Annotated in this window: 13 protein-coding genes; all 13 read right to left on the bottom strand. The window is 63.0% G+C overall.

Translation table 11 applies throughout. The features are described from left to right. Positions 1-190: 190 nt before the first annotated feature. The 13 genes from ligA to urtC all read right to left on the bottom strand — a co-directional run bounded on the left by ligA (position 191) and on the right by urtC (position 16,590). A complete protein-coding gene (ligA, locus tag GQB00_RS02040; RefSeq protein ID WP_165855042.1) occupies positions 191-2,209 on the bottom strand; it encodes an NAD-dependent DNA ligase LigA in 2,019 nt (672 codons plus the stop codon). 80 nt (positions 2,210-2,289) lie between these two features. Next, positions 2,290-3,402 (bottom strand): cell division protein ZipA, encoded by a 1,113-nt coding sequence (gene zipA, locus GQB00_RS02035; RefSeq protein ID WP_165855041.1) that lies wholly within the window; start codon positions 3,400-3,402, stop codon positions 2,290-2,292. A 332-nt stretch (positions 3,403-3,734) separates the two neighbouring features. Continuing rightward, on the bottom strand, positions 3,735-7,232 hold the full coding sequence (gene smc, locus GQB00_RS02030) for a chromosome segregation protein SMC (protein ID WP_165855040.1): 3,498 nt from the start codon (positions 7,230-7,232) through the stop codon (positions 3,735-3,737). Between the two features lie 33 nt (positions 7,233-7,265). Continuing rightward, the gene (locus GQB00_RS02025) at positions 7,266-7,952 is read right to left on the bottom strand and encodes a GntR family transcriptional regulator (RefSeq protein WP_165855039.1); all 687 of its coding nucleotides are present in this window, start codon (positions 7,950-7,952) and stop codon (positions 7,266-7,268) included. A gap of 124 nt (positions 7,953-8,076) precedes the next feature. Then, complete coding sequence (gene dbpA / locus GQB00_RS02020) at positions 8,077-9,453, bottom strand: ATP-dependent RNA helicase DbpA (protein ID WP_165855038.1); 1,377 nt, start codon at positions 9,451-9,453, stop codon at positions 8,077-8,079. A 55-nt stretch (positions 9,454-9,508) separates the two neighbouring features. After that, complete coding sequence (locus GQB00_RS02015) at positions 9,509-9,778, bottom strand: YrhK family protein (RefSeq protein ID WP_111496356.1); 270 nt, start codon at positions 9,776-9,778, stop codon at positions 9,509-9,511. Between the two features lie 145 nt (positions 9,779-9,923). Next, positions 9,924-10,292: an FmdB family zinc ribbon protein gene (locus tag GQB00_RS02010; protein WP_165855037.1), complete on the bottom strand. Its 369-nt coding sequence runs from the start codon at positions 10,290-10,292 to the stop codon at positions 9,924-9,926. 3 nt (positions 10,293-10,295) lie between these two features. Continuing rightward, positions 10,296-11,528: a formamidase gene (gene fmdA / locus GQB00_RS02005; RefSeq protein WP_165855036.1), complete on the bottom strand. Its 1,233-nt coding sequence runs from the start codon at positions 11,526-11,528 to the stop codon at positions 10,296-10,298. 250 nt (positions 11,529-11,778) lie between these two features. Further along, positions 11,779-12,837 carry an AAA family ATPase gene (locus GQB00_RS02000; protein ID WP_165855035.1) on the bottom strand — a complete coding sequence of 353 codons (1,059 nt, stop codon included), beginning with the start codon at positions 12,835-12,837 and terminating at the stop codon, positions 11,779-11,781. Between the two features lie 12 nt (positions 12,838-12,849). Next, positions 12,850-13,896, bottom strand: a complete 1,047-nt coding sequence (locus GQB00_RS01995) for an aliphatic amidase (protein WP_165855034.1) — start codon at positions 13,894-13,896, stop codon at positions 12,850-12,852. A gap of 33 nt (positions 13,897-13,929) precedes the next feature. Further along, complete coding sequence (gene urtE / locus GQB00_RS01990) at positions 13,930-14,616, bottom strand: urea ABC transporter ATP-binding subunit UrtE (RefSeq protein WP_111496361.1); 687 nt, start codon at positions 14,614-14,616, stop codon at positions 13,930-13,932. Positions 14,617-14,644: 28 nt separating this feature from the next. Beyond that, on the bottom strand, positions 14,645-15,385 hold the full coding sequence (gene urtD, locus GQB00_RS01985; RefSeq protein ID WP_207950581.1) for an urea ABC transporter ATP-binding protein UrtD: 741 nt from the start codon (positions 15,383-15,385) through the stop codon (positions 14,645-14,647). Next, positions 15,385-16,590 (bottom strand): urea ABC transporter permease subunit UrtC, encoded by a 1,206-nt coding sequence (gene urtC, locus GQB00_RS01980; protein WP_165856490.1) that lies wholly within the window; start codon positions 16,588-16,590, stop codon positions 15,385-15,387. The genes urtD and urtC overlap by 1 nt, the downstream gene beginning before the upstream one ends. Positions 16,591-16,603: the final 13 nt, after the last annotated feature.

Genomic DNA, 16,603 nt, shown 5'->3' with positions numbered 1-16,603 from the left:
GGCCGGTATTGTTATTGTGCCAACGGCCGGCAGCGGCATCGCGTCTTGGACGATGTTCGTTACAGGCCGTTACATTTCCGGTTCATGGTAATGAATTCGGCGGGCGCGCTATCTGCGCGAGTTCTCAGATTGGAGGGATGGCGGCCACTATGCGCGCTGGGCTCGCATCGTGGCCTATCCGGACGGGATGCTAACCACCCTGCTCTTCGAGGAATCCCTGGAACTCGCCCTCATCCATCACAGCTATACCCAGGGATTCGGCCTTGGTCAGCTTGGAGCCGGCCGCCTCGCCGGCCACCACATAGCTGGTTTTTTTGGAAACGCTGCCGGACACTTTGGCGCCCAGGGCTTCCAGGCGCTCCTTAGCCTCTTCCCGGGTCATTTCCGACAGCGTGCCGGTGAGTACGAACGTCTGTCCCTTCAGCGGCTTCGGGGCGGCCGACGGCTCCAGCGTCTGCCACTGCACGCCCGCATTCTTGAGGGCGTCCAGGATTTCCTGGTTGTGGGGCTGCTCGAAGAACAGGCGGATGTGTCCGGCGACAATCGGCCCCACGTCCGGCACCTCCACCAGGGCTTCCTGGTCGGCCTCCATGATCGGGGGCAGATCGCCAAAGTGGGATGCCAATCCCTTGGCCGTGGCCTCGCCCACCTCTCGGATACCGAGGGCGTAGATAAAACGCCACAGCTCCGGGCGCCTGGATTCAGCGATGGCGTTGACCAGGTTGCTGGCCGACTTTTCGCCCATACGGTCCAGGGTTTTCAGGTCGTCGACCGTCAGCGAATAGAGGTCGGCGACGGTCTTGACCATGCCCCGGTCCACCAGGATATCGATCCACTTCTCGCCCAGCCCCTCAATGTCGAGGGCGCGACGAGAGCCATAATGACGGATGGCTTCGCGCTGCTGCGCGCCGCAGTACAAGCCACCGGTACAGCGGGCGACCACCTCACCCTCCAGTTGCACCACCTCGGAGCCGCAAATCGGGCAATGTTCCGGGCGCGTTACGGTGGGCGCGTCTTTCGGGCGCTTCTCCGGGACCACCTTGACCACCTGGGGGATCACATCACCGGCGCGACGGATGAAGACCGTGTCGCCCACATGAAGGTCCAGCCGCTCGATTTCGTCCATGTTGTGCAGGGTGGCGTTGCTCACCGTCACACCGCCGACAAAGACAGGCTTGAGACGTGCCACCGGCGTCACCGCGCCGGTCCTGCCTACCTGGAACTCCACCGCCTCGACAACAGTCATTTCTTCCTGCGCGGGAAACTTGTAGGCGATGGCCCAGCGCGGTGCGCGGGACACGAAGCCCAGCGTCTGCTGCAGGGCCAGCTCGTTGACTTTGAAGACGACGCCATCGATCTCATAGGCCAGATCGTTGCGGCGTTCCATCAGGGTCTCGTATGCCTTTTCGCAAGCCTCGACACCCACTGCCTTGCGCATTTCCGGGTTGATGCGGAAACCCCATTCCTTCAGCTTCTGCAGACAGTCCCAGTGGAACCCGGGCAGGACCGTCTCGTCGTCCACGGCGACGCTGTAGGTGCACAGTTCCAGCGGGCGGCGGGCGGTGACCCGCGCGTCTTTCTGGCGCAGACTGCCGGCGGCGGCATTGCGGGGGTTCACAAACGTCTTTTCGCCGCGGTTGGCCAGGTCGACGTTGAGCTTCTCGAAACCGGCCTTGGGCATGTAGACCTCACCACGCACCTCCAGGGTCTCCGGATAGCCTTTGCCCCGAAGCTTGAGCGGCACTGAAGGAATGGTGCGGACGTTGGCGGTAATATCCTCGCCGGTGTAGCCGTCGCCCCGTGTGGCGGCGCGGATCAGCGCGCCGTTCTCATAGACCAGGCTGACCGCCAGACCGTCGAGCTTGGGCTCGGACACGTATTCCACCGGCTCCTCACGCCTGAGGCGATCGCGCACTCGACGATCGAAGTCCTCCAGCTCTTCCGCGCTGAAGGCATTGTCGAGGGACAGCATGGGCACCCGGTGCGCGACCTCGGCGAAGGTGTTGGAGGGCATTGCGCCCACACGCTGGGTGGGCGACTCGGGCGTGACCAGTTCCGGGTGTTCAGCCTCCAGGCTTTGCAGCTCCCGCAACAAACGGTCGTAGGTGGCGTCCGGAACCGCCGGCTCGTCGAGCACGTAATAGCGATAGTTGTGGTCGTCGATCTCGGTGCGCAACTGCTCAATACGCTGAGCCACTGAATCTGTCATGTCTTTCCGCCTGTCACAAAAATGCCCGGTCAAAACCGGGCATTATGGCATATTCTCGGGGTATTCCTGCAGTCGTCGCGTCAGCCTACCCGCTTGGAGCGCCGTTTGCGTTCGAACTCCCGGATGCGCTGTCGACAATGCTCAATGGTTTGCGGCGTCATCACACTGCGGCGCTCGTCCTTCATTTCGCCACCGAGGTTATGCACCACGCACTGTGCGGTTTCCAGCATGAACTCGAACGCCTTGAGCGAATCCGAGGGCCCCGGCATGCTCATGAAGAAGCTGATGCCCGGTGTGCTCATGGTCTTCATGTCTTCGGGCCGGAACGTGCCCGGCTCAACAGCGCTGGCGACGCTGAACTGGACCGGGCTGCGGGTGTCGCTTTCCTCGTGGCGGTGGTAGATGTCCATGTCGCCAAACTCCAGGCCACAGGCCTCGAACAGTTTGCGCAGCGCCGGTCCTTCGAACGCCTTGTCCTGACGGGACAAAACGTTGATGACGATGACTTCCTGGGCATCGGGACGGTTGGCGCCGGCCTTGGGTGCGTCGCTGTCCACGGCGTGGGGACCCGCCGTGTGCCGACTGGCGGTGTCGTCTTCCACCGTGGGCTGAACCGCCGGTTCAGGCTCGAATTCGGGCTCCGGGGCTTGCGGCGCGCTTTCGACAACCGGCTCTTCGAAGCGTTCATCCTCCGGCTCGTCCCAGCCGCCGGCATAATCATCGGGCGCCTCGTCGACGGCGCTCATGTGCTCCACCGGCTCCTCGTAAACCGCATCGGCCTCGTACACCTCATCGGCCTCGTAGCCGCCGGGTGACGGTGCAGTGTCCGCCGTAGTCTCTTTAAAGGATTCATCGTCCACGACGGTATCGGTCACTTCAGGGACCGACTCACGTCGCGCGTCCACCACCGGCCGCGTGGGCTTCTGGCGCTTGGGGCCAAACCGGGACTTGTGCGCCTGGCGCACGTAGCCGCGTTCTTCGAGGGTATCCGCCGTCACCGGGCGGGATCCGCCGTTAGGCAGTTCGGGGTTGAATTCTTCGTCGATGGGCGAGCCGTCGATATCGTCGGCACCCATGCCATTGGAGATAGCGATGGCCTCCTTCCGGGCACGGCGCATGCGACGCACGCCGTCGATAACAATACCCAGAATAATCAAGGCTCCAATGGCAATTAACCATTCACGCAGAGACATAGAAATGCGGTCCTGTTGGTTCTTCTAATCCTTTACGGTGACATCAGGCGTTTGCCGGTACAGGATGCTGTGAAAACGGTCGGCGGATACCGTTACGCAATCATTTAGCGATCGCATTCACGGATCATTCGTTTGCCGGTCTACAAACGTATCTATAAACAACATCCTGCTGGCGTTGGACAATGCCCTGCTGGCGCCCGTCGGCTCCTGAATACTCTAAGCAATGAGTGTCAGGAATACAACGCGCCAGCCCGCCACATGGCGGGTTTGTCATTCGTAACGGCATAAATTTGACAGCAGATTGCAACTATTGCCGCCAATTCCTTGATTCGTCAGGCCTCGGCGAGCGCGGCAGCCTCTTCCACGTCCACCGATACCAGTCGCGAACAGCCAGGTTCGTGCATGGTCACCCCCATCAGTTGATCCGCCATTTCCATGGCGATCTTGTTGTGGGAAATGTAGATGAACTGCACCTGGGAGGACATTTCCTTCACCATGTTGGCGTAGCGGCCGACGTTGGCGTCGTCGAGCGGCGCGTCCACCTCGTCGAGCATACAGAACGGCGCCGGGTTGAGCTGGAAGATCGAGAACACCAGCGCAATGGCGGTCAGCGCCTTCTCCCCGCCCGACAGCAGGTGAATGGTGCTGTTCTTTTTGCCCGGCGGGCGCGCCATGATGGCCACCCCGGTTTCCAGCAGGTCTTCGCCGGTCAACTCCAGGCTCGCGCTGCCGCCGCCAAACACCTTGGGGAACAGCGCCTGCAGGCCGCCGTTGACCTTGTCGAAGGTTTCCTTGAAGCGCTGCCGGGTTTCCCGGTCGATCTTGCGGATCGCCGACTCCAGCGTCTCCAGCGCCTCCATCAGATCCTCGTGCTGGGAATCCAGGTAGGTCTTGCGTTCGCTCTGGACCTGGTACTCGTCGATGGCCGCGAGGTTGATCGCGCCGAGGCGCTGAATGCGGTTGCCGATTTTCTCCAGTTCGTCAGCCCAGTCCTTTTCGCTGGCTTCTTCCGGCAGGGATTCGAGAATCTCCGCCAGTTTGACGTCCAGCTCCTGCAACTGCTCGAGGTAGTTGCTGGCACGGATCTCCAGCGCCTGGGATTCCATCTTGGCTTTCTCGAGCGTGGCGCGGACGTCCTGAATCCGGTGTTCCGCCTTACTCCGGCCCTGCTCCAGTTCCCGCACTTCGCGGTCGATTTCCTCCAGCGAGTCCCGGGCCTGGCCGAGTTTTTCTTCCTCGGCGAGGCGACGATCCAGCAAGCCTTCCAGTTGCATCGCCAGGTCTTCGATCGGCTCCTCGGCCACCTCGCGGTTCTCGCGCAGCACCATGATGCGCTCTTCCAGGCGCTCCTTCTGGAGCTGCATGCGATCCAGGGTCTGTTTGAGGCCGCTGTGCTGGCTTTGCAGCGACTGCACCTGCAGCTCCACCTGGTGGGCGTGATCCCGGTCGTGACGGGCCTGGTGGCGCATTTCGTCGAGTTTTTCGCGGACCGAATCACGCCGGCTGAGCAGCGATTCCTTCTCGTTGGCGTGGTCCTCGGTGGCATTCAGCGCCTCCTGCCAGACCGCACGCACTTCCTCCAACTTGGCCAGCTCGTCTTCCTGTTGCTCGCGGACGTCGGCGGAGTCCTCGTCGATCCGGGACAGCCGCGACTCAATCTGCTCGGCGCGAGCTTCCAGGCCACTCATGCGCGAGCCGATGTCGCTCAACTCGCGATCCACGTCGGACACTTGTTGCTGGGCCTCGTCCCGGCGCAGCTCCGCGTCCTGGGTGCGCTCCTTGAGATCAGCCAGGCGCGCGCTGGCGCTTTCCCAGCACTGGCTCAGGGAATCCACCTCGGCCCTCAACCCGTCGACCTTCTCCTGACGCTCAATGACACCCACCTGCCCTTCGGCGGACTCCGGCGTCTTGAGCCAGTGGCGACCCAGCCAGACGCCGTCGCGGGTGAGGATGGTTTCGTGCGGCGCCAGATTGTCGCGGCGCGCGAGGGCCTCGTCGAGGGTTGCGGCGGTGTGGATGCTGTCGAGGAACCCGTGCAGCCCGCCGGACTGGCTGACTTCCGCCGACAGCCGGCCCGCCGTGGCCTCGCCCGCGCCCGGCGCCGCCGTCATCAGGGACAGGCCGCGCGGCGCTCCGTCCAGCAAACCGCTGAACGCGTCAACGGCATCGACGCACACACTCTGGGTGAAACTGCCCAGCACCTGCTCCACGGCGAAAGACCAGTCACTGGACGCCTTGATCTGCTGGGCGTAGCGGGGTTTTCCCGCCAGTGACTGGGACTCCAGCCACGCCTGCAGGGCATCGTCGTTGCTGCCCAACTGCTCAGCCAGCAGGGCTTCCTGGGACGTCAGGTTGGCCCGGGCGGTCTGCAGCTGCTCGCGCAGTTCGTGGCTTTCCGTCTCGGCTTCCACCTGGGCATCCCGGGCTTCCTGGAGACCGCTGCCCGCCGTTTCGATCCGGGCCTGGGCCTCTTCACGACGCAGTTCCAGCATGGCGCGCTGTTCGCGCAGGTCGTCCAGCTCCTGACGGTCGATCTGGCCTTCCAGCAGCTGACGCTCATCGGTCAGGCGCTGGAGACGGGTCTTGAGGCTGTCGATGGCATCTTCGGTGGCGCGGATGCGGGACTGGGCCAGCTCGGCACGCTGACGGGCTTCGGCGGAGCGGCTGCTGAAGCTCTCCCACTCCTGCTGCCACTCGCCCATCGCCTGTTCCGCGGACTGCAACGCGTCCGCCGACGCCTCGGACCGGGCCGCCCGCTCTTCCTGTTCCGGCTCCAGCATGGCCAGCTCTTCGGCGGCGTGGTTCAGCTTTTCCTCATCGCTGCCCAGCTCTTCGGCCAGCTCCCGCTGGTTGGCCAGGGCCTGATCCAGCTCGGCGGCCATCTGCCGCGAGCGCTCGCGCTGGTGCTCCAGGCTCTGTTCGATGCGGGCGATGTCCGCACCGGCCTCATAGTAGCGGGCCTGGGCGCGGTTGAAATGTTCGGTGCGGTCCTGGTGGTCCTCGCGCAGGCCTTCCAGCCGGGTTTCCAGGGAAACGCGCTCGGTCAGCAGGCGCTCCAGCTCCAGCTCGGTCTCGCTGATCTTTTCGCGGCCGTACTGCAGTTGCTGGTCGAGAGCCTGCCAGCGCAGCACGGTCAGTTCCGCCTTTTTCTGGCGTTCTTCCTGCTTGAGCGTCTTGTAACGCTCGGCGGCCTGGGCCTGACGCTGCAAGTGCTGGAGCTGGCGATCCAGTTCCTCGCGCAGGTCGGTCAGGCGTTCCAGGTTTTCATTGGTGCGCCGGATGCGGTTTTCGGTCTCACGGCGGCGCTCCTTGTACTTGGAGATGCCGGCGGCTTCCTCGATGTACACCCGCAGTTCTTCCGGTTTGGCCTCGATCAGGCGCGAGATCATGCCCTGCTCGATGATGGCGTAGCTGCGCGGCCCCAGACCGGTGCCCATGAACAGATCGGTGATGTCCCGGCGGCGGCATTTGGAGCCGTTGAGGAAGTAGTCGGACTGTCCTTCCCGGGACACCCGGCGCTTGACCGATATCTCCGCGAACGCCGCGTACTCGCCCGGCGCGGAGCCGTCGGCGTTGTCGAACACCAGTTCGATGGAGGCCTGGCCCACCGGTTTGCGGGCGCTGGAGCCGTTGAAGATGACGTCCGTCATGGACTCGCCGCGCAGGTACTTGGCGGAGCTTTCCCCCATAACCCAGCGCACGGCGTCGATGATGTTGGATTTGCCACAGCCGTTGGGGCCCACCACCGCCGTCATGTTGGACGGAAAAGGTACGGTCGTGGGATCGACGAATGACTTGAAACCTGCCAGCTTGATTGACTTGAGACGCATAGCCGCCCGTTGTCCTGCTCGTTGTCGTCCTGCTTATCCCGTCTGGGCTGAAGCGTCCATTTCTGAATTCAAGGTTTTCAGTACCAGGCTGCGCTGGTGCTCGCCGAAGTGACGAATGGCGCCGGCCAGGGCGTCGGCATCGCGATCCAGCGCCGCCCTGGCCAGCGTCTGGAACAGTCGCCGGGTTTCGCCCACCTCTTCCCGGAAACGGGCCATCGCCAGGTAATAGGTCCGGCTGATCGCCGGCCGGAAGTTTTCCAGCGTCTCTTCGAGGAACGGGTTGTCGGCGATGCCGAAGGCGTGACGCATCAGTTCGAACCCGCCCTCAATGATGCGCTCGTGATCGTCCCCGGCGGACACCACCAGCTCGTCGAGCGCCCGCATGCGCTCCACCAGTGGCATCAGATCGGCGCCTTCGGTCAGCTCCACCACGCGCCGCGCGAGCATGGCCAACAGTTCGATATACACATCGTAAAGGCCGTTGACCGCGGTCGGCGTCAGGGCCGACACCACCGCACCCTTGCGCGGATAGATGTCGATCAGGTGGCGACGCTGCAGGATCAGCAACGCCTCGCGCACCGAACCGCGGCTGACGTTGAGTTCACCGGCGATCCGCAGTTCCTGGATCCGGTCACCGGGCTGCATCTGGCCGACGATGATGCGTTGTCCGAGATGCTGTGCAATCTGTTCGGAGAGACTCTCTGGCGCTTGAAACCGCATGCTGAATTCGCGAGTGAAAAATTAACGCCGAAGTGTAACACAACGGCCCATCGAGCCCAGTTCCAACCGGGCCCAATCGGGTCGCTGGTGTGAATGGCCCGGGTGTCCGTTACCGGGCGGCCCGTCAGATGCGGCGCGCGCGGAACGACCGACCTTTCATTTTACCTGAAGAAAGCTTTTCAAGCGCCTGTTTTGAATGGGATCGTTCGACGGCCACGCAAGCGCTGTTGTCCATAACGTTGATCTTGCCCACGGACTTGCCGGGGACACCGGACTCGCCGGTCAGGGCACCGAGAATATCGCCCGGGCGAACCTTCTGCTTTTTGCCACCGTCAATCTGCAAGGTGACCATCGGCGGCTTGTAGGACGTCTGATGGCGCTGGTTGCCGGCCGGCAAGGAGGATTCGCGGATATTCTGTCCGGTTCGCTCCGCCAGGGTGTCAAGCTTGTGACGCTCTTTCTCGGAGAAAAAGGTAAAAGCCCGGCCGCGATTGCCGGCGCGACCGGTGCGGCCAACCCGGTGTACGTGCACATCCAGGTCGCGCGCCACGTGGTAGTTGAACACCGCATCGAGGTTGTCGATGTCCAGCCCCCGGGCCGCCACGTCCGTGGCCACCAGCACGGTGGCGCTGCGGTTGGCGAAGCGGATCAGCATCAGGTCACGGGCTTTCTGCTCAAGATCCCCGTGCAGGGCCAGTGCGGTGAAACCGTAGCTGCGCAGGGCGTCCGCCACGGCGTCGGTCTCGCGCTTGGTGTTGCAGAAGACGATGGCCGAATCGGGACGATGCTTCATCAACAACAGGCGCAGCCCTTCCAGACGCTGGTCATCGTCTTTTACCGGGAAGAACGCCTGATCGATCGAGCCCTGACTGTGAGACGCTTCGATCTCGACGCGCTCGGGCTGCCGCATGATGCGGCCGGCAATCGCCTCGATGGCCTCCGGGTAGGTGGCGCTGAACAGCAGGGTCTGACGGTCCTGGGGGACTTCGGCAACGATCGCGTCGAGCTGTTCCTGGAAGCCCATGTCGAGCATCCGGTCGGCCTCGTCCAGAACCAGCGTGCTGACGCGATCGAGCTTCAGGGTGCCTTTGCGCAGGTGATCCGAAATGCGCCCCGGCGTGCCCACCACGATGTGCGCGCCATGTTCCAGCGAGCCGATCTGGGGCCCGATGGGCATGCCGCCGCACAGGGTGAGAATCTTGACGTTGTGGACGGCCCGGGCCAGTTTGCGAAGCTCGCCCGCCACCTGGTCCGCCAGCTCGCGGGTGGGACACAGGATCAGCGTCTGCACGCAGAATCGCTCGACACGAAGCTTTTGCAGCACGCCCAGCCCGAACGCGGCCGTCTTGCCGGAGCCGGTCCGGGCCTGGGCTATCAGGTCACGGCCGGCCAGGATACGGGGCAGGCTCGCCGCCTGGATCTCGGTCATGGCCTGGTAGCCGAGCGAGTCCAGGTTGCGCAGCAGCTCCGGGCGCAGGTCGAGTTCGTTAAAGTCAGGCATTGGCAATTCGGTCCGTTCGGGAAAAAGTGGCGGCCATTCTACCTCAGCCAGGCCCCTACCAGTGAATCGGTCCTTTCCGCAGGTTTCTCACGTAGCGCTTGTTCAGGGTGCGCAGGATCGGCGCGAACAGGAAGAACACGCTGCCGATAATGAAGAACCAGGTGGCCACCGTTTGCCAGGACTCCCACAGGAACAAGACACTGCCGACCAGGAACAGGATTGCCGAGACATAGTCGTTGGCAATGTGCAGCCACTCATAGCGTTCGTGAATGCGTTTTTCGGCTTCCAGCAGTTCCTGGTCCAGGCGATGAGCGGACTTATTCATGCGGCGGGCTCCTTCCAGCTTCAGAGGGTTGACGTCAGTCGGTCCCCTAACGGTGCCCGGCCAGGGCGGGATGGGCAAGCCGGAGTCGGCGTCTGCGGATGATGCGGGAAAAGATACCCGGGCCAGTCGGCCCGGGTCGATGCGCCTAGTGACTGATCATCCAGGGGCGCATGGAGGGGAACATCTTTTTGCCGTCGGCGGTGTAGAACAGCTTGGAGTGGCGCCGTTCGGTGTGGTCACAACCGCAGCCCCTGCGGGCGGCATGGCGGGCCCGGTCGTCCGCCTCGGCGCGGGAGTCGGCGGTCGAGAACACCGGTTCATGACGCGCCTTCTCGTTACGGGCTTCGGCATCCTGCCGGTCCCGGGCCAGGCCCCGCAGCTCCGGCGGCAACACGATCACCCGGGCCGACATCGCGCCGCAGGTTGGGCACGCCGCCGGCTTGGCGGCATCGTCCATGCGGGCCAACTGATAGAAATGGCCGTGCTCCCGGCATTTGTAGTCGTAAACAGGCATGGCTTACTCCTTGTCCGGTGACAGCGGAACGTCCATGCCGCCACTGACTTTCTTGCTCGGACCGTCGGCGGACGGGTTGATGTCGAAGTCGAAGATGCCCGTCGGCAGCCAGAGCGTGGCGCAGGCGTTGGGCACATCCACCACACCGCTGATGTGGCCTTCGACCGGTGCACAGCCCAGCAAGGCGTAGCCCTGGGCCGGGGTGTAACCGAATTTGGTCAGGTATTCGATGGCGTTCAGGCAGGCCTGGCGATAGGCGATGTGAACGTCCAGGTAATGCTGCTTGCCCTGCTCGTCCACGGAGATGCCTTCAAAGATCACGTAGTCGTCGTACTTCGGCTTGATCGGACTGGGCTTGAAGATCGGGTTCTTGACGCCGTACTTGGCCATGCCGTCCTTGACGACGTTAACCCGAAGGTGAATCCAGCCGGCCATCTCGATGGCACCGCAGAAGGTGATTTCGCCATCGCCCTGACTGAAGTGGAGATCGCCCACGGACAGACCGCCGCCTTTCACGTATACCGGGAAGTACACCTTGGAGCCGCGGGACAGGTCCTTGATGTCGCAGTTGCCGCCATGTTCCCGGGGCGGCACGGTACGGGCCCCTTCCGCCGCCGCCGCGGCTTTGGCGTCGCCCGTCAGTTTGCCCATGTGGGCGGTTTCGGCGAACGGCAGATTGGCCAGGCCGGGCACGCGATCCGGCTCGGTGTCGTAGAGTGCCTTCTCGCGCCGGTTCCACTCGTCCAGCATCTCTTTCGACGGCAGGCAGCCGATCAGCCCCGGGTGGATCATGCCGGCAAATTCCACGTTCGGAATGTGACGGGACTTGGTGAACATACCATTGAAGTCCCAGATGGACTTTTGCGCTTCCGGGAAGTGCTCGGTCAGGAAACCACCACCGTTCTGCTTCGAGAAGAACCCGTTAAAACCCCACTGGCTGTCATCGAAAGCGCCGATGTCCAGGATGTCCACTTCCAGCAGATCACCGGGTTCTGCACCTTCGACGCCCACCGGGCCGGACAGGAAATGCACCTGGGTCAGGTCCACGTCGCGCACGTCGTCGGCGCTGTCGTTGTTCTGGATCTGGCCGCCGGTCCAGTCATGACACTCGATGATGAAATCGTCACCCGGCTTGACCGTCGCCGCCATGGGAATATCCGGATGCCAGCGGTTATGGACTTTCTCGTTCTCGTAGGCGGATTTATTCAGGTCGATCTTGATAATGGTTTCGGCCATCTTGGACGCTCCTCGAATCGCGGCGTGAACAGTTGTTGGTCTGGCTCGCAGGCCCGGCCTGCCAAGTCCAGACCACTATCCGTCATCGCTGCCATGCCCACTATTGGGAAAACGCCCCCCGTCCCTACGTCAATTGACGTATTGAGCCCGGGACATGGCCCAAGGGCGCCGTTTTTTCTCGCCCATAAAAAAAGCCGCCCAACCAGGAGGGCGGCTTGCGGGAAACACGGCCGGTCTGACTCAACGGGAATCAGGCCGGCCCTCCCGGAACCGCGACGGGTTCGACGCAGACGGCGCCGCCCCGCAGGTAACCTCGAAATGCCCCCACGTCAGGATGCGCCAGCAAGGCTTCCGCCAGCGGGGGCTCCAGCGTCGAACGAAGGCACCGCAGGATATCCCGGGCACCGAAGCGGTTGTCGTAGCGTCCACAAAGGTATTCCCGCAGGGCGTTGGTTAACTCGATGGACGCGCCCCGCTTCGCAAGCCGCTGGTTAAGGCGGGCCAGCTGGATGCTGAGCAGATCGTCCAGCCGATCGATTCCCAACCGGTTGTAGGTGTGGATGCCGTCGATCCGATTGATGAACTCGGGATCAAAGGTGTTCAGCAGGGCCGCTTCCAGCACCTCCGCCTCGCGTCGGGGGATCAGGCCCAGCCAGCGGCGCCAGCCACGCCGGAACGTGTCCCGGTAGCGGGCGGCCTCCGTTGCACCAACGTTGGAGGTCATGAAGATCAGGCTGTTGCGGAAATCGATCTCCCGTTGGCCTGACGGGAACACCATCCGACCGCTGTCCAGAATGTTCAGGAGCGTGCGGACCACTTCCGGGCTCGCCTTTTCCACCTCGTCGAACAGCACGATGCCGGGTTTGCTGAAGCTGCCCTGAATGGCTTCCGTGTCGAACAGCGTGTGGCCTTCCTTGCTGCCGACATAGCCGGGCGGCGCGCCCGTCAACGCGGCCGCGTAATGCTCCTGGGCCAGCGTATTCATATCGATCCGACACAGGGCATCGCGCTTGCCGTGAATGGCTTCGGCCAGCAGGCGAACGGTTTCGGTCTTGCCCACGCCGGTGGGCCCCATCAGCATGTGGACCGCCAGCGGTCGATCCTCAGGGCCGATGTCCGCCTTCACTCGAACCAGCATCGCCGTCAGGGCCTGGAGGGTTTCGTCCTGGCCGACGATGCGCTCCCTCAGACGGTCGCTGACGGCGTCCGGATCGAACACGAACCGGGACATCCGCTGGGCGCGGCCTGCGTAATCCCGGCGTGCCGCCTGCTCGCGATTGGCTTCAATCTTCTCGTTGATGAACGGCACACCGGTCCCTCCTTACGCGCCTGCGGCCTTCTCCTGGCCATCGTAGGGCAACTCGCCCACCGGGCACTCGGCCACGCCGACGGTCTTGCGGGTCATCGCCTCGACGTCTTCCTGCGCCTTCTGTGCGTCCATCACCCAGGTGCGGTAGAACTCGAACGGGCAATCGGCCACGCCCTTGTCGCCGTCACCGGAGTCGTGCATGCCGGTATAGCCGCGATGCAGCAGCTTGAACAGGTGATTCTGGGACTGATCGTTGGCGCGGGCGTCGCGGATCTGGCTAACAGAGAGCTGGGCATACTGCACGCCCATGTCTTCCTCGCCGCATTCGCCGAGGGTGCGGCCGTCGAAGCCGATGATCGACGAGTGGCCGAAGTAGGAATAGACGCCGTCGAAACCGGACGCGTTGGCCACGGCCACATAGCAGTTGTTGGCCCAGGCCATGCTCTTGGCCATCATCACCTGCTGGTCCTTGGCCGGGTACATGTAGCCCTGGCACCGGACGATCAACTCGGCACCCTTCATGGCACAGTCCCGCCAGATTTCCGGGTAGTTACCGTCGTCGCAGATGATCAGGCTGATTTTCATGCCCTTCGGCCCTTCGGTGACGTAGGTGGTGTCGCCGGGATACCAGCCTTCGATCGGGCACCAGGGAATGCACTTGCGGTACTTCTGGACGATCTCGCCTTCGTTGTTGATCAGCACCAGCGTGTTGTAGGGCGCTTTCTTCGGATGCTCCTCGTGGCGTTCGCCCGTCAATGAGAAAACGCCCCAGGTGTTGGCCTCGCGGCAGGCCGCGGCAAAGATGGCCGTTTCATCGCCCGGTACCGTGGCCGCCGTCTCCATCATCTCATCGTGGTCGTACATGATCCCCATGGTGCTGTATTCCGGAAACACCACCAGATCCATGCCCGGCAGGCCGACTTTCATCCCCTTGATCATGTCGGCGATCTTGCGGGCGTTGTCGAGGACCTCGTCGCGGGTGTGCAGGCGCGGCATCTTGTAATTGACGACCGCCACGCCGACCGTGTCGTTGCTGCTGGAAATATCACCGTGTCGCATGCTTCTCTCCTATTCGTGTGGGATTGACGGGGATCACACCGCCAGGTAGCGGGCAATCTGTTGCTCGTCCGCGGTCTTTCCGTCCACCTCGTGGACGATGGCGCCCTTCTCGATCACCATCACCCGGTCCGCCACCGCCATGGCAAAGCTCAAGACCTGCTCGGACACGACAATGCTTAGCTTGCGGATTTCCTTGATCTCGTTGAGGGTCTTGGCCAACTGCTTGATGATGGATGGCTGGATGCCTTCGGTGGGCTCATCGAGCAAAAGCACCTTGGGGTCCGCCGCCAGGGCGCGCCCTATGGCCAGCTGCTGCTGTTGCCCGCCGGACAGGTTGCCCGCCTTGCGATGCCGCATGTCATGCAGCACCGGGAACAGGTCGTAGATGTCGGCCGGAATCTTCTTGGCCCCGGTCGCTTCGAGCCCGGTGGCGATGTTTTCTTCCACGGTCAGCGTCGGAAACACCAGCCGGCCCTGGGGCACATAGGCAATGCCCCGCTGCACCCGCTGATAAGGCTTGGTGCTGGTCAGGTCCTCGCCGCCGAGGGTGATCTGCCCTTTCGCGGGCAACACCCCGATCAGCGATTTGAACAGCGTGGTCTTGCCCATGCCGTTGCGGCCCATGATGGTCAGGGTTTCGTTCTCGCCCACGGTCAGGGACACGCCGTGGATGACTTCACTCATGCCGTAGCTGACACGTAAATCGTTGGTGCTGAGCATATTGCGATCTCCTGCGCTCGCGGCGCCGTCAGTGCCCCAGGTAAACCTCGATCACCCGTTCGTTCTTCTGGATGTCGTCCATCTTGCCCTCCGCCAGCAATTTGCCCTGGTGCAGCACAGTCACCTTGTGGGCGATGTCCTTGACGAAATCCATGTCGTGCTCAATCACCAGCACCGACCGGTTCTGGCTGATCTCATTGAGCAACGCCGCCGTGCGCTCCCGCTCAACCACGCTCATCCCCGCCACCGGCTCATCCAGCATCAGCAGTTCCGGGTCCTGGATCAGCAGCATGCCAATCTCCAGCCACTGCTTCTGGCCGTGACTGAGCAGGCCGGCGCTCTTGCCCAGGTCGTCCGCCAGGTAGATCTGCTCGGCGATCTCCCGCACCCGCTGGTTGATCGCCGCCGTGCGACGAAAGAACAGGCTACCGAACACCGTGCGTCCGGCCGGATAGGACAGTTCCAGGTTCTGGGCCACGGTCAGGTTTTCGTAGATGGACGGGGTCTGGAACTTGCGCCCCACTCCCTTGTGGACGATCTGGTGCTCGGCCATTTTCGTCAGCTCCAGATCCTTGAACTTGATGGAGCCGTCCGTGGCGCGGGTCTTACCGCAGATCAGGTCGAGCAGCGTCGTCTTGCCGGCCCCGTTGGGACCGATCACCACCCGCACCTCATTGCGCTCGACGTAGAGCGACAGCCCGTCGACGGCCTTGAAGCCGTCGAATGAAACGGTCAGATCCTCGACCGCCAACAGAATCGGTGAACTCATCAGTGGCTCTCCTGTGCTGAGGCGATGGACACGTCTTCACGGGCTTTGGATTCCACCGGCTTTGGCGCGCCGGGCTTTGTTTCCGGTCCGGAAGCCGCGATGGTTTCGCGCTTGAAGGCGCTGGCGAACCAGTTGCGCACGGGCGCGGCATAATCCGATACCAGACCGGCCAGCCCCCTTGGGAACAGCATGACCACGGCGATGAACAGCGCGCCCATCGCCACCACCCACAGCTGCGGGAAGCTTTCCGACAGGGAGCTCTTGGCCAGATTGACCAGGAAGGCGCCGTAAGCCGCGCCGATCAGGGACAGTCGCCCGCCGACGGCGCAGAAAATCACCATCTCAATCGACGCGACCGTGCCCACGAACGAGGGCGACATGAAGCCCACCTGGAGGGTGAAGAAGGCACCGCCGATGGCCGACATGACCGCCGCTGCAACGAACACGAAGATCTTGATGTTGGCGACGTCATAACCCGAGAAACGCACCCGGTCTTCCTGGTCGCGCATGGCGATCAGCAACTGGCCATATCGGCTGTTGAGGATGAACTGGCCCGCCAGCAGGCACAGGATCAGGGCGATGCCGCAGGCGAAGAAGAGCACGTACTGGGCGAAATCGGTCTGGATGTTCCAGCCCATCAGGGTGCGCAGGTCGGTAATGCCGTTAATGCCGCCGGTATAGCCTTGCTGACCAATGATCAGGATGGTCATGATCGAGGCGATGGCCTGGGTGATGATGGCGAAGTACACCCCGCCCACCCGGCGCTTGAACATGGCGTAGCCGATCACGAAGGCGAAGAACGCCGGCACCAGCACGATCAGCAGCAGCGTCAACGGGAAGCTGCGGAACGGTTCCCAGAACCAGGGCAGCGCTGTGAGCTGGTTCCAGTCCATGAAATCGGGAATCCCCGGGGTGGACTGGATCGCCGTGTTCTCCGGCGACGACGCCTCCAGCTTGAGGAACATGGCCATGCAGTAGCCGCCCAGGCCGAAGAAGATCCCCTGCCCCAGGCTGAGAATGCCGCCATAGCCCCAACACAGCACCAGGCCGGCGGCGACGAAGGCGTACGTCAGGTATTTGCCGTACAGGTTGAGGCGAAAGGTGTCCGCCACCAGCGGCAATACCACCAGGATCAGAACCGCAATGATCAGGATCTGTATCAGTTTTCCGCGGCCGCCGAACTTGTCCATCCAGCTGGCCTTCATTACAGGTTGCGTA

This window comes from Marinobacter sp. JSM 1782161 (assembly GCF_011421605.1).
GTDB classification, from domain to species: domain Bacteria; phylum Pseudomonadota; class Gammaproteobacteria; order Pseudomonadales; family Oleiphilaceae; genus Marinobacter_A; species Marinobacter_A bohaiensis.
The sequence above is the reverse complement of the archived record's forward strand: the minus strand, read 5'-3'. Positions and strand labels throughout refer to the sequence as shown.